This window comes from Georgenia sp. EYE_87 (genome assembly GCF_023148685.1).
Classification (GTDB): domain Bacteria; phylum Actinomycetota; class Actinomycetes; order Actinomycetales; family Actinomycetaceae; genus Georgenia.
Genome location: NZ_JAHXNL010000008.1, coordinates 18,019 through 31,127 on the forward strand (window position 1 = coordinate 18,019; position 13,109 = coordinate 31,127).

The 13,109-nt window shown below is 72.1% G+C and carries 14 protein-coding genes; 7 read left to right on the top strand and 7 right to left on the bottom strand.

All coding sequences use genetic code 11. The annotated features are described in order from the left end of the window. Positions 1-155 precede the first annotated feature (155 nt). On the top strand, positions 156-554 hold the full coding sequence (locus KZX45_RS12435) for a hypothetical protein (RefSeq protein WP_248258065.1): 399 nt from the start codon (positions 156-158) through the stop codon (positions 552-554). A gap of 59 nt (positions 555-613) precedes the next feature. On the opposite strand, the gene KZX45_RS12440 is transcribed toward KZX45_RS12435, so the two are convergent. Further along, the gene (locus KZX45_RS12440) at positions 614-1,321 is read right to left on the bottom strand and encodes a response regulator transcription factor (protein ID WP_248258066.1); all 708 of its coding nucleotides are present in this window, start codon (positions 1,319-1,321) and stop codon (positions 614-616) included. After that, entirely contained in the window at positions 1,318-2,469 is a 1,152-nt protein-coding gene (locus tag KZX45_RS20310) for a histidine kinase (RefSeq protein ID WP_248258067.1), read from the bottom strand. Before KZX45_RS20310 ends, KZX45_RS12440 begins: the two co-directional genes overlap by 4 nt. 207 nt (positions 2,470-2,676) lie before the next feature. On the opposite strand from KZX45_RS20310, the gene KZX45_RS12450 reads away from it, so the two are divergent. Next, complete coding sequence (locus KZX45_RS12450) at positions 2,677-3,360, top strand: hypothetical protein (protein ID WP_248258068.1); 684 nt, start codon at positions 2,677-2,679, stop codon at positions 3,358-3,360. Between the two features lie 9 nt (positions 3,361-3,369). Here KZX45_RS12450 and KZX45_RS12455 read toward each other — a convergent pair whose 3' ends face one another. The 3 genes from KZX45_RS12455 to KZX45_RS12465 all read right to left on the bottom strand — a co-directional run bounded on the left by KZX45_RS12455 (position 3,370) and on the right by KZX45_RS12465 (position 5,042). Next, positions 3,370-3,960: a hypothetical protein gene (locus KZX45_RS12455; protein ID WP_248258069.1), complete on the bottom strand. Its 591-nt coding sequence runs from the start codon at positions 3,958-3,960 to the stop codon at positions 3,370-3,372. Between the two features lie 445 nt (positions 3,961-4,405). Continuing rightward, positions 4,406-4,786, bottom strand: a complete 381-nt coding sequence (locus KZX45_RS12460; RefSeq protein ID WP_248258070.1) for a type II toxin-antitoxin system VapC family toxin — start codon at positions 4,784-4,786, stop codon at positions 4,406-4,408. 1 nt (position 4,787) lies between these two features. Further along, entirely contained in the window at positions 4,788-5,042 is a 255-nt protein-coding gene (locus tag KZX45_RS12465; protein WP_248258071.1) for a type II toxin-antitoxin system Phd/YefM family antitoxin, read from the bottom strand. Between the two features lie 143 nt (positions 5,043-5,185). Here KZX45_RS12465 and KZX45_RS12470 point away from each other — a divergent pair, with 143 nt between their 5' ends. Continuing rightward, positions 5,186-6,619, top strand: coding sequence for a hypothetical protein (locus KZX45_RS12470; protein ID WP_248258072.1), 1,434 nt, complete (start codon positions 5,186-5,188; stop codon positions 6,617-6,619). 52 nt (positions 6,620-6,671) lie between these two features. Here the strand turns inward: KZX45_RS12470 and KZX45_RS12475 are convergent, their stop codons facing one another. After that, positions 6,672-6,938 carry a hypothetical protein gene (locus tag KZX45_RS12475; protein ID WP_248258073.1) on the bottom strand — a complete coding sequence of 89 codons (267 nt, stop codon included), beginning with the start codon at positions 6,936-6,938 and terminating at the stop codon, positions 6,672-6,674. 636 nt (positions 6,939-7,574) lie between these two features. Between KZX45_RS12475 and KZX45_RS12480 the strand changes: the two genes are divergently transcribed. Then, complete coding sequence (locus KZX45_RS12480) at positions 7,575-9,401, top strand: calcineurin-like phosphoesterase family protein (RefSeq protein ID WP_248258253.1); 1,827 nt, start codon at positions 7,575-7,577, stop codon at positions 9,399-9,401. Between the two features lie 139 nt (positions 9,402-9,540). Here KZX45_RS12480 and KZX45_RS12485 read toward each other — a convergent pair whose 3' ends face one another. Further along, a complete protein-coding gene (locus KZX45_RS12485; protein ID WP_248258074.1) occupies positions 9,541-10,035 on the bottom strand; it encodes an SRPBCC family protein in 495 nt (164 codons plus the stop codon). Positions 10,036-10,110: 75 nt separating this feature from the next. On the opposite strand from KZX45_RS12485, the gene KZX45_RS12490 reads away from it, so the two are divergent. The 3 genes from KZX45_RS12490 to KZX45_RS12500 all read left to right on the top strand — a co-directional run bounded on the left by KZX45_RS12490 (position 10,111) and on the right by KZX45_RS12500 (position 13,072). Beyond that, positions 10,111-10,458 carry an iron chaperone gene (locus tag KZX45_RS12490; protein ID WP_248258075.1) on the top strand — a complete coding sequence of 116 codons (348 nt, stop codon included), beginning with the start codon at positions 10,111-10,113 and terminating at the stop codon, positions 10,456-10,458. A 158-nt stretch (positions 10,459-10,616) separates the two neighbouring features. Continuing rightward, entirely contained in the window at positions 10,617-11,621 is a 1,005-nt protein-coding gene (locus tag KZX45_RS12495; RefSeq protein ID WP_248258076.1) for a LacI family DNA-binding transcriptional regulator, read from the top strand. 146 nt (positions 11,622-11,767) lie between these two features. Then, positions 11,768-13,072, top strand: coding sequence for an ABC transporter substrate-binding protein (locus KZX45_RS12500; RefSeq protein WP_248258077.1), 1,305 nt, complete (start codon positions 11,768-11,770; stop codon positions 13,070-13,072). The last annotated feature ends 37 nt before the right edge of the window (positions 13,073-13,109 follow it).

Genomic DNA, 13,109 nt, shown 5'->3' on the forward strand with positions numbered 1-13,109 from the left:
CGGGCGAACTGCGCAACCTGCCGCCGGAGACATGGGTATAACGACCCACTCGTCGAGCCCGCCGCCAGCGGGCTCCGGCGTGATCTGCGGTTTCCGGGGAACCAGTCGGTTCAGTCTCGTTGACTGATTCGGACCGCTCCCGCCATGATTCGCCGATGGGATACACGGTGTGCTTCTGGGGCGAGTCGACGGCGGACGCGGACGAGACGCACGCTCGGCTCCTGGACGGCGACGTCTCGACGGTGACCCCGCACCCGGACGTCGCCCGGCTCAGGGCGGACGTCCTGGCGCGCTGGCCGGAGCTCGGTGAGACGGTCGAGCCGTGGAGCCCAGATCTGGGTGATCCGGTCACGGGACCGGAGGGGCTGGAGTCGCACTACCTCCTGCTCAACCTCTCCTGGGACGTCGACGCCGACGTCGTCGAGCAGATCTGCGCGCGGGCCACCGAGCTCGGGCTCGTCGTCCACGACCCCGAGAACGAGGAAGAACCGCCGGAGGAGCCGGGCTTCCTCGCCCGCCTGCTGGGTAGATCCCGGCGACGCCAGGGCGGCTGACGCCAAGGGGGCGGTCAGGTGACCGGCACCCTGGCGCCCCCGGCCGCCCGCAGCCTCCCTCAGGCCGGCTCGCCCGCCTGCACCAGCCCAGACTCGTAGGCGACGACGGCGACCTGGACCCGGTCGCGCAGGTCGAGCTTGCCCAGCACCCGGGAGACGTACGTCTTCACGGTCGCCTCGCTGAGGAACAGCCGCGCGCCGATCTCGGCGTTCGACAGCCCCCGGGCGATCAGCCGCACGATCTCCACCTCCCGCTCGCTCAGCGCCCCCAGCTCCGCGGGGAGCTGCCCGGCCGGCGGACGGCGGGCGAACTGGGCGAGCAGCCGGGTGATGAGCGCCGGGGCGAGCATCGACTCCCCGCGCGCCACCACCCGGACGGCGTGGACGAGATCGTCGGGGGCGACGTCCTTGAGCAGGAACCCCGCAGCCCCCGCCCGGACGGCGGACCAGACGTACTCGTCGAGGTCGAAGGTGGTCAGGACGAGGATCTTGGGGTGCGGGCCCGCCCCGGCAAGGATCTCGCGGGTGGCGGCGACGCCGTCGAGCCGGGGCATGCGGATGTCCATGAGGACGACGTCGGGGCTCAGCTCCCGCGCCGCGAAGACGGCCGCCCGGCCGTCCGCCGCCTCCCCGACCACGTCGAAGCCGCCGCGCTCGAGGATGAGCCGGAACCCCGTCCGGACGAGCTCCTGGTCGTCGACGACCAGCACCGACGTGGCGCGCGCCGCCGAGCCGGCCGAGGGTGCCGCACCGCGCGCCGGGCTCACGCCGGCTCCAGGGGCAGGACGGCGTCGACGGTGAACCCCGGCCCGGACGTAACCGTGAGGCTGCCGCCGAAGAGCGCGGCGCGCTCGCGCATCCCGACCAGCCCGTGCCCCGGCTCGCCGTCGGGGGCCCGGGCGGGTCCGTCGTCGGAGACGCGGATCCGCAGGTCCTCCGGGCCGAACCGCAGCGCCACCCGGGCGCGCCCGGCCGCGGAGTGCCGGCGCACGTTCGTCAGCGCCTCCTGGACGATCCGGTAGGCGGTGAGGTCGAGGCCGGCGGCGAGCGGCATGCGCTCCCCCGTCACCTCGACGTCGACCTCCAGTCCCGAGCCGCGCACGGCGCCGAGCAGCTCGGGCAGGGCGTCGACCCCGGGCTGCGGGGTGAGCGCCCCGGTCGGCTCGAGCTCGCGCAGCATGTGCACCATGCGGCGCATCTCGGTCAGCGCGCCCGAGCCGGTGGTCCGGATGGCGGCGAGCGCCCGGCGCGCGAACGCCGGGTCGTCCTCGACCACCTGCTCGGCGGCGCCGGCCTGGACCACGATGACGCCGACGGCGTGGGCGACGATGTCGTGCAGCTCGCGTGCGATCCGGGCCCGTTCCTCGACGACGGCGGCCGCGGCCTTCTCCCTCGCCTCGGCCTCCGCCTGGTGGGCGCGCACCGCCGCGGCGGCGGCGCGGTCCGCGGAGACGCGCAGGCCGTGCCCGCACAGAAAGGCCAGGGTCATCGCGCCCCAGTGGAAGACCAGCTCGCCCGGATCGCGCAGGAGCGGCAGGAACAGGTCGCCGACGACGAGCAGCGCCGCCGCTGCCACTACGGTCACCCACCGCAGCCGGCCGGGTGCGTGCCGGGCGAGGGAGTAGACCAGGACGAGCATCGGCACGAGCTGGCCGAGGAAGAGGATGAGAAGCGACCCGCCCGTGAGGAGCCCGAGGACCGGCCAGACGGCGAGCGCGGCGAGCGCCACGCGGGGCCGGGCCCGGCGCTGGGACAGCAGCGCCGCGAACGCGAAGATCCCGACCGAGCTGACCACCGGCGAGCCGGAGCCGAAGACGGACTCCATAGGCAGCCAGACCTCGACGAGGCCGAGCACGGCGACGAGCGCCGCGACGCCGACGTCCTGCGCCCGTTCCCGACGGGCCGAGCGGTCCACGAGCCCCAATGTAGGGCGGCCCTCGCCCGCCCGGTGTCGTTCCGGAGGTGACCGGCGGTCAACCGGAGTTGATCGTGCCGGCGGAACGGGCCGACTTCCGGCGCACGGGCCGTCCACCAGGCGCCGATGCCCGGCCACCCGGCTCGTCCCTAGCGTCGGGACCAGGCCGGCACCCCGCCGGAACTGCAGCTCACGAAGGAGTGTTCCGTGCGAATCACCTCACCCGCGTTGCGCTGGACCGTCGCGGTCGCGCTCGCCCTCACCGCCGTCACGACCGTCGTCAGCGTCCTGCTCATGCCCGACTTCTCCGGCGGCCACGAGGAACGGCTCCTCGCGATCGCCGCCAGCTCCGGCACGGCGACCGCCTCGGCGCTGCTGTTCACCTTCTCCCAGCTGTTCCTGGCGGTCGGGGTCGTCGGGGTCGCCGTCCAGCTCGCCGCCGGCGCGCCGCGGCTGGCCTACCTCGCCGCAGCCGCCACGGTGCTCGGCGCCTTCGGGCACAGCTCGTACGGCGGGGTGCAGGCAGTCATGCTGGCGATGGCCGCCGACCCGGGCGACGCCGCATCGCACGCCGAGGTCCTCGCCCGGGCCGAGGCCGGCGCGGGCCTGCCGTTGATGGCCCTGGGCCTGCTCGGCACGGTGCTCGGCCTCATCCTCCTCGGCGCCGCCGTCCTGCGGGCCGGGTTCGGCCCGAGGTGGCTGGGCATCGCCCTCATCGCGTTCGTGGTCGTCGAGTTCGCCCTCTCCGGCCTGAGCGTGTGGGCGGGATATCTCTCGGGCGCACTCTTCCTCGGGGCGTTCCTCGCCCTCGCCGTCCTCACCGCTCGCGGAGCTCAGATAGTCGGCCGCCCGGCTCGCGCAAGGTCCGTCTCGGCTGCCGGGGCCGCGTGAGCGCCTCGCTCACACGCCAGGTCCGAGCGGCGCCGGGCCTGTCGGCCCGCCGAGCGTGGTCGGACTCGTCGGCGACCGGCTCGCGGCGAGGTCGGACAGCGCGACGGCCCCGCTCCCGACCAGGAGCCCGAAGCCGAGGAGTGCCAGCCCGGCGGGGACGACGGCGAGGTCCAGCGCCGCCCGACCGCTGTACGTCTGGGCCATGACCGAGGCGAGCAGGCCGACGTAGCCGGTCGCCCCCACGGCAAGCACCCGAAGCGCGTGACGTTCGCCGGCGCGGGACGCCAGGAGCACGAGTGCCAGCGCCGGGAGGACCTGGGCCGCGTGCAGGGCGACGGCGTGCGGCACCTTGAGGGCGCCTGCGGCACCGAACGTGTTGCCGCCCTCCGCGATCATCTGGACGCCGACCGCCTGGCTGACGAGCATCAGGACCAGGCCCAGCCGGATGGCCCACGCGAGAGTGCGGGAGGCGTCGACGCGGAAGAAGGACCGCACCGTGATGAGCACGGTCAGGATGCCGACCAGCGTGACGAGCGATCCCATCAGCGAGAAGACGAGTCCGTCGAACGCGGTGCTCGTTGAAGTGGGAGGGGACTCCACGCCACCTCTGCATGGAGATCAGGGCTACCTCGCCCAGGGACGCCAGCGCGTACGTCCCGAGGACGGCCCAGCCGACGGCCTTCCGTGGTCGCAGGAAGGTCGTGATCCAGGTCAGTGTCGCCAACGTGATACCGAAGGAGAGCCCGAACACGATGGGCTTGCGCCAGGAGATCGGCCCCACCCACGGGCCGCCGTCCACGAGGAAGACGACGGCGTGGAACGCAGCGCTCGCGATGAGGAGACCGCTGCACAGATAGGCGAAACGCTGGTACGGCGCCGCGGGTGTGAACCGGCCGACGCGCAGGAGATCTGTGGCCACTTCCCTCATCGGGAACACCGCCCTCGGCCGTCCGGGCGGTCCCGGCGACCCGTCGTGGCAGGGGACGGAGGACAAGCGCCGAAGCCTGACCTGTCGGCTCACCTGCGCGCGCCATGCTACGCCCGCTCAGCGCCTCGCGTCCCTGACGAACCTCAGCCCGAGCTCCAGCAACTTTCGGTCCGCCGTCAGGAAAGGCATGCGCTCCACTCTCGCCTGGGCGACGAGCAGGCTGTCGAACGGATCGTGCCGATCGAGCCCGTCCACGGTGAGCATCGCCCGGGCGTGCGCGGCCGTGACCGGCAGCTCGGTGAGACCGCTGCGCACCACGTCCTGCTCGAACGACTCCGGCAGGGTCAACGAGCCCCTTTCAGCCTTGAGCAGGAGCTCCCAGATGCTGGCGGCGGAGAACGATGGGCGAGCCGCGGCCTCGAGCGCCTCGCGCGCGAGCGGACCGAGTCGCGGGTCGTCCGCCATCCACCACAGCAGGACGTGGCTGTCGAGCAGCACGTCAGCTCTCGTCCGGGCCGATCGGCCCCTCGGTCATCACCCTGACGAGCCCGGGGTCGACGTCGTCGAAGGTCTCGGAGTCGTAGACGATCCGTCCCTTGAGCAGCCCCGGCACGAGCGTCGTGCGCGCGTGCGGGACGAGGTCGGCGATCGGCGTGCCGCCGCGCGAGATCACCACGCGCTCCCCCTCCTCCACCCGCTTGAGCAGCCGGGAGAGGTGCGTCTTCGCCTCATGGACGTTCACCTCGTGCACCATGCGACTTAGTCTAGGTGACTAACCACAGTTCTCCACAGGTCGGCGACGCTTCCGAAGGTCGCACGGGGTCGCCCGGGCCCGAGCCCGAGGGGATGCCAGACTGGACGGCGACCACCGCCGTCGTCGCATCAACGAGGAACGCCGTGCCCAAGAAGCGCAGGAGCAGCAAGAACAGTCACAGCCGGGTTGCGCGACCGGTCGCGATCCCTCGCATTGTCGAGGCGTTCGCCGACATGCGCGAGTCCGTCGGCCAGGACCCGGACGACGCCTGGATCGTCCAGCCGCTCGCGGAGCTCAAGCGTGACCTCCTCGGCAGCACCGACCCGACCGTCTGGCGGGCCGACGATCTCGCCGGTCTCCTCCTCGACGTCGTGCCTCGCAAGGTCCACCTCGACGCGGAGGACCGTGAGCGGCTCGTCCCCACGCTGGGGGACTTCTTCTCCTTCCTCGAGGCCAGCGGTCGGTGGTCGGCACGCTCGACGCCGCGCGCGGAGCTCGTCGAGAGCCTCGCCGAGCTCGAGCCTGCCTTTCGCGCCGCCCTCGCCGACCCTGCCCGCCGCTCCATGGGCGGCAACATCGTCGAGTTCGCCCTGTCCGAGGGTCTCGACCTCACCGACGAGCAGGGCCTGGCCGCGGCGATGGACCGGTTCAACTCGCTCAGCTTCGAGGAGCGCGCAGCGGTCACCGATACCGGTCGTCTGCCCGACGGCGGCACGCCACGCAGCACCGGGGGTGCGGCCGGGCAGCACGGGCCCGGAGCCGCCTTCGGGCTCGGACCCGGCGGCAGGCCGCGGCTCTCCGTCGTGCCGGACCTCGACGCGGGCGACGCGGGCTGGCCGGACGAGGCCGACTGGAACGACGACGAGGACGAAGTCGCGCTCGCCGACATCTGGCCGGAGTTCCTCGGGGACCCGATCGATCCCGACTTCGAGCCCTCGGCGGCGTCGCCGTCGGAGCTGGCCGCGGCGCTGTCGGGCACGGAGCTGGTTCGCCGCGCGGATCTCCTGCTGGACTGGCTCGGGACCGGCCGGCAGGTCACGAGCACGGGAGCGCTGCGGCAGTCCGACACCGCCGAGGTGGCTCGACTGCTCGGGCTCCGTTCTCTGTCGGTGCGCTCGATGTGGGAGATTCCCGAGCTATCCCTCCTGTGGAGCGCGCTGATCGCCGCCGGCTTCCTCGATCTCGGGCGAACCGTCGCCCGGCCGGCGGCGAAGGCAGTGGCGTGGGTGCCTGCCGGCGCCGACGACGACCGGCGGGTCGACGCCGGCACCCTCCTCTTCGGGGCGGCGCTGTCGGTGTTCCTGTCCGAGCAGGATGACGGCAGCACGATGGCCGCGATGCCTCCGCTGACGTTCCTCGCCCTGACCAAGGCGGCGTACCCGGGGGGCGTCCACCTGCCCGGGCCCGAACTCGGGTCGGACGACGTCATGGCGATTCTCGTCCACGCGGACCTGACGATGCTCGCTTCGGCGGGCGTCCTGGCCGTGGATGACGATCGGTACAGGTTCCTGCCTCAGCTGCTCCCGGTGCTGGACGCCGTCATGCACCAGCTGGTGGAGGAGCTCAACGCGTACTGACGCCACGCCTCACGGCCCGACGCCGCTGCGCACGTGCGCCGGCGCACCCTGCTCACCGGCGTGGGCTGGCCTGCCCGGCTCGCCCGCCTGCGCGGGCGGGCGGTTGCCCCGGCGCCGTCACGGTCTGCCCGGCCGAGAGCGCCTCGGCGCCATACGCGTCCGTGACGGCGAGGTACCAGCCGTGCTCCCCCACCGGCAGGCCGGACCACGCGGCGGTGACCGTGTCGCCGGAAGCGACGTCGTCGAACGAGGCGATCTTCACCGTCGTCAACACCTCGACCACCACGGAGTCCGTGGCCAGCACCTTCTCCTGCGGCACGATCCCCAGCGCCGCGTACGGGATCGCGAAGTCTTGGTGCTCGGCCTCGAGCGTGGAGTCGTCGGCGTACCACCGTGCCCGCCGGGTAGCTCAGGGTGACGTCGCGAGCGCGGTCGTCGCTGTCTACGTAGGTGTAGGAGAGCTCGACGCCCGCGGCGGTGAGGTCGATGTCCGCCGCGGGCAGCGAGGCGGTGCCCGCGGCGGCAGCGACCTACGCCGGGGGCACGGCGAGGCTGGCGGCCGGCGTGGCGGCCACGACGGCGACTGCGCATACGGTGCCCGTCATCGCCGCCAGGGCGCCTGGTCGGAAGGTCGGTCTACGGTCGGGCATCGTCGGTCCTCTGCAGCAACGGGCGGTGGTCGCCCGAAACGTAGAGGAGCGAGGTGACCTGGGGATTCATCCCCGGTGGCCGGGTGGTGAACGGGTGGTTGGAGTGCGGCTTGCCGGCCGGGCCGCGTGACCGCAGAACCGAGGACCGACGGGGACGCGCCGCCCGCCTGCGTCGACGAGTCGTCGGGCACGGTTCGCGCCGATGTTGCCGAAGGGCAATCCCCGGTTCATGCGCGGCTGGGACGGTGCAGTTCGGCCGGTCAGGGGGGCCGGCCGAACACCGACAGGAGCTCGAATACGTGAACATGCCCGAATGCTCGCCCAGCGCCCGACCTCACCGACCGCTTCGCCTCACCACCACCGCCCTCGCCCTCGCGGCGTGCAGCGCCGTCCTCTCCACCACCGTCGCCACCGCCGCGCCCGCCGGCCCAGCTGACGGCACCAACTGGGCCGAGACGGCCTACCGCGGCGGCGTCGACGTCGTCGCCGGCACCGACGAGAACCCGGAGACCATCGACGGCGTCGTCTTCGAGGACAAGAACCGCAACTCCGTGCAGGACACCAACGAGCAGGGCCTGACCGGGGTCGCGGTCACCAACGGCCGCGACGTGGTCACCACCGACGCCCAGGGCCGCTACGAGCTGCCGGCCTACGACAACATGACCGTCTCCGTCACCCAGCCGCGCGGCTACCAGGTGCCGGTCGACGAGGACAACGTCGCCCAGTTCTTCTACCACCACCTTCCCCAGGGCTCCCCGGAGCTGCGCTTCGGCGGCATCGCCCCGACCGGCCCGCTGCCCGACGAGGTCAACTTCCCGCTGGCCAAGAGCTCGGAGACGTCTTCGCCGGAGCAGCACTGCCTCATCGGTGCGGACGTGCAGACGTACAACCAGAAGGAGGTCGAGTACGCGCGCAACGGCGTTTTCACCGACCTCGCCGAGCGCACCGACTACGCCGGCTGCGGCGCGCTGTTCGTGGGTGACGTCGTCGGCGACGACCTCTCCCTCTTCCCGCAGACACGCGAGCTGACCGGCATGCTCAACGGCCCCGCCCGCTTCCTGCCCGGGAACCACGACCTGGATTTCGACTCCCCGGAGCGCGAGCACAACTTCGACACGTTCCGCTCCCAGCTCGGCCCGGACTACTACTCCTACGACGCCGGCAAGGCCCACGTGGTCGCGCTGAACACGATCGAGTACCCGACGGTGGTGCCGCCGAGGAAGAGCAGCTACACCTACGGCCTCGGCGAGCAGCAGCTGGAGTGGCTCCGCAACGACATCGCCCAGGTGCCGGACAACCAGCTGATCGTCCTCGCCTCCCACAGCCCGCTGCTGGAGTTCTACTACTCCAACTCCCACCGCACGAAGCAGCTCCAGGAGATCTACGCGATCCTCGAGGGCCGCGAGGTCATCGCCGTGAGCGGGCACACCCACATGTCGGAGAACCTGCGCGAGGGTGACCTCATGGCGGGCTGGAAGGACCTCGTCGGGGATGAGGGGCTTCCCTTCACCCACCTCACGGTCGGGGCGGTGTCCGGCCACTGGTACTCCGGCCGCGTCCTCGAGGAGGGCTACCCCACCTCGATCCAGCGCGACGGCACGCCGCCCGGAGTCCTCACCCTGGACATCAAGAACACCGAGGTCACCGAGCGCTACACCGTCACCGGCGGGGACGAGTCCGAGCAGATGGCCCTCGGCGTGAACTCGCCGACCTACCGCGACTGGTACGCCGAGAACGCCGGCAAGCCGCGCGGCACGGCTCCCGCGCTGGAGGACCCGCTGGTCGTGTCGCGGGAGGACTTGGCCGCCACCACATGGCTGACCACCAACTTCTGGATGGGCAGCACCGGCTCCACCGTGCGGGTCGCGATCGACGGCGCCGAACCGGTCGAGGCGGTCCGCACCCAGCAGCTGCAGGGCGAGACGGTGAACGTCGGCGCCGAGTGGTCCGACCCGGTAGCGATCCAGGAGCAGTTCGTCAACGGCGGCGGCCTCGCCGACCGCACCATGCACCTGTGGCGCCTCGAGCTGCCGGCCGACCTTCCCGCAGGTGAGCACACCGCCGAGGTCACGGCGACCGACGTTCACGGCCGCAACTACATCGACACCCTGACCTTCACGGTCACCGAGTGACGGGCGCCGGTGCGTCGCACCGGCCCGCCCCGCTCCGACGCCCGGCCAGATCGCTCCAGGTCTGGCCGGGCGCCGAGCCTGTCTCCTGAACCGGGCCCCAGCAGTGGACCGCCCCCGCTGCCATCCTGTTCGAGCCGCTTCACCGCGTGGGCGGTATCCCGGTCTCCGGGCCTGCCGCGGCCTCGGCGGCGGCCTTGTGCCCCGCCGCTTCCATCTCGACGTAGCGCCGCGTGAGCCGGCCGGTGAGCAGCCGCACGAGCGGCGCGAGCGGCCCGTGGTGGAACACCCCGAGCATCAGGCGGCTGCGCCGCTCTCCGACGGGCACCACGGAGTGCGTGCCGACGGTCCGCACGCCGGGTGAGGACGTCGTCCAGACGAACGACTCCCCCGGACGCCACGCCACCACGCGCCACACCATGACCGGGAACCTCGGCTGGCGGATCCGCACCCGGGCGTCCGGCCCGAACGGTTCGCCGTCGAGCAGCTCGACCGAGGTCATCGAGGCCGTCTGCTGCGGCCACCGGGCGGGGTCGGCGAGCACCTCCCACACCGCTGCGGCGGGTGCCGCGATCTCGATCTTGGTGCTGACCGCACCACCGAGTCGTCGCCGCGCTGACCGCTGACCTGACGCCATGATCGCCTCCGAGCTCGACACCGACCTGTGGGCCAACTCTGCCCGGCGACTGCCCCGCTGCACCACCATGGGCGCATGAGCACCGTGGACGAGGTCATCGCCGAGGTCCCCTCGCCGTCGCGCGAGATCCTCCAGCACGTCATCGACATCGCCCGGCGGCTCGCACCGGACGCCAAGGACGGCGTGAGCTACGGGATGCCCGCGCTGCGGGTGGCCGGCAAGCCGTTCGTCAGCGTCGTCGCCGCCGCGAAGCACCTCTCGCTCTTCCCGTTCTCCCCCGCTGCGATCGACACCGTGCGGGACGCCCTCGAGGGCTACTCGCTCTCGAAGGGCACCGTGCGCTTCACCGCCGAGCACCCGCTCCCCGACGACGTCGTCGAGCGCCTCCTGCGCGCCCGGCTGGCGGAGATCCGCCGCAGCTGACGCGGACGCGGACCCGTGGACCCCCTTCCGCCCAGAACGTTCATCGAAACGCTTCCGGGAAACGCTTGCGCACTCGGCGGGCGGTGCCGTAGTGTCCCGTCCAGCTTCGCAGTCGAAGCGTTTAGACAGTCCCTCGAAGCAGCGCGGACGGAGGATCGATGGCGACCATCAAGGACGTGGCCAGTGCCGCCGGCGTCTCCATCAGCACCGTCTCGTACGCGCTCAGCGGCAAGCGGGCGATCGCCGAGTCCACCCGCCGCCGCATCGAGGACGCCGTGCGCGAGCTGGACTACCGCCCCAACGCCGGGGCCCGCATGCTCGCCGGGCGGCGGACCTACATCCTCGCCGTGACCGAGCCCCTCCGGCCCGACACCTACACCCCGGCCCACATGGCGTTCGTCCTCGCCGTCGCGACCGCCGCACGGCGGTACGACTACGACGTCCTCCTCCTCACCCAGGAGGAGGCCGACGCCGGGCTCCGGCGCGTGACCTCGAGCCGGCTCGTCGACGGCGTGATCGTCCTCGACGTGCTCCGCGACGACGAGCGGGCCGACCTCGTCCGCTCCCTCGACCTCCCGGCCGTGCTCATCGGCGTGCCGGACAACACCGACGGCCTGGTCTGCGTCGACCTCGACTTCGAGGCCGCCGCCCGCCTCGCCGTCGACAGGCTCGCCGACGCCGGGCACCGCACCGTCGGCCTGCTCGGCCACCCGGGCTCGGTGTACGACCGCGGCTCGAACTTCCCGCCCCGCTTCCGCGACGCCTTCCTCGAACACGCCGCCCACCGCGGCCTCGAGGCCCGCTTCGCCACCGGCGAGCACGACCCCGCCCAGGTGCGCGCCGCCGTCACCTCGCTGATCGGCCCCGACGGCGACCTGACGGCGCTCGTCATGCACGGCGAGGAGCAGACCCAGCGCGAGGCCCTGACGTACGTGGCGGAGCGCGGTCTCACGGTTCCCGGCGATCTCTCGGTCATCTCCGCCGGGTCCACCTTCGACACCGCCACCTTCGACCCGCCGCTCGACGCCATCCCGCTCGTCCCCACGACGAGTTCGGAGCGCGCGGTGGAGCTCGCGATCGCGCAGCTGTCGGAACGGGTCGAGCCGCGGGTCGAGCTCATGCCCCCCACGTACGTCGACCACGGCTCCGTCGCACCCCGTTAGGCCACCCCCGCACCACCGAGAAAGGACTTCTTGGCGCCGCTAATCGAAACGCTTCGACAAATGGTTAATCGTCCCCGCTCAGCAGACCACCACATCACGACCCCATCCCCCGCGGGCGCACCGCGGGCCTACGAGGAGGTAGGAACATGAACCGCAGGACGACGACGATCGGCGCGGCCGCCCTTGCGGCGAGCGCCCTGGTGCTCGCCGGGTGCGGGTCCTCGGGCGACGCCGAGGCCGAGGGAGGCGGCGGCGACGTCCTCCGCCTGTGGCACTTCGAGTCCGAGACGTCGGCCATGGGCATCGCCTGGGAGGAGGCGATCAACGTCTTCGAGGAGGAGACCGGCGCCACCGTGGAGCTCGAGGCCAAGAGCTTCGAGCAGATCCGCTCCACCGCCAGCCAGGTGCTCAACTCCGACGAGGCGCCGGACATCCTCGAGTACAACAAGGGCAACGCCACGGCCGGCCTGCTCGCCAGCCAGGGCCTGCTCAGCCCGCTCGACGACGCCGTCGCCGAGTACGGCTGGGACGAGCAGCTGGCGCCGGCCCTGCAGACCACGGCCCGCTACGACGAGAACGGCGTCATGGGCTCGGGCAGCTGGTACGGCGTCCCCAACTACGGCGAGTTCGTCGAGGTCTACTACAACGTCGGCATGTTCGAGGAGGCCGGGCTCGAGGTCCCGACCACGCTCGAGGAGTTCGAGGCGGTCCTCGCGGCGTTCGCCGACCAGGGCGTCACCCCGCTCGCCGAGGCGGCCGCGGAGTACCCGCTCGGCCAGCTCTGGTACCAGCTGGCGCTGACGAAGGCGGACCGCGACTTCGTCGACGCCTACCAGCTGTACACCGACGAGGTGGACTTCACCGGCGAGGAGATCACCTTCGCCACCGAGACCGTCAAGGACTGGACGGACAAGGGCTACATCTCCACCAACGCCACCGGCCTGAAGGCGGAGGACGCCGGCACGGCGTTCATCGGCGGCGAGTACCCGATCTTCTTCTCCGGCTCCTGGTGGCACAACCGCTTCACCACCGAGATCACCGACTTCGAGTTCGACACCTTCCTCTTCCCCGGCGCCGAGATGTCGCCCGGCTCCGCGGGCAACATGTGGGTGATCCCCGAGCGGGCGCAGAACGCCGACCTCGCGCAGGAGTTCATCGACATCACCATGCGCCCGGAGATCCAGGCCCTCATCGGCAACAACGGCGGCGTGCCCGTCGCGGCCGACCCCGCCGACATCACCGACGAGAAGTCCGCGCAGCTCATCGAGAACTTCAACACCCTCAACGAGCGCGACGGCATCGCCTTCTACCCGGACTGGCCGACCCCCACGTTCTACGACGAGCTCAACGCCGGTCTGCAGGAGCTCCTCAACGGCACCAAGTCCCCCGCCGAGGTGCAGGAGCAGCTCGGTCAGCAGTACGAGGCCGGCGTCGCCGACATCACGGGCTGACGCCCGCACGGTGCCGCGGGCGGCAGCCCCGCCCGCG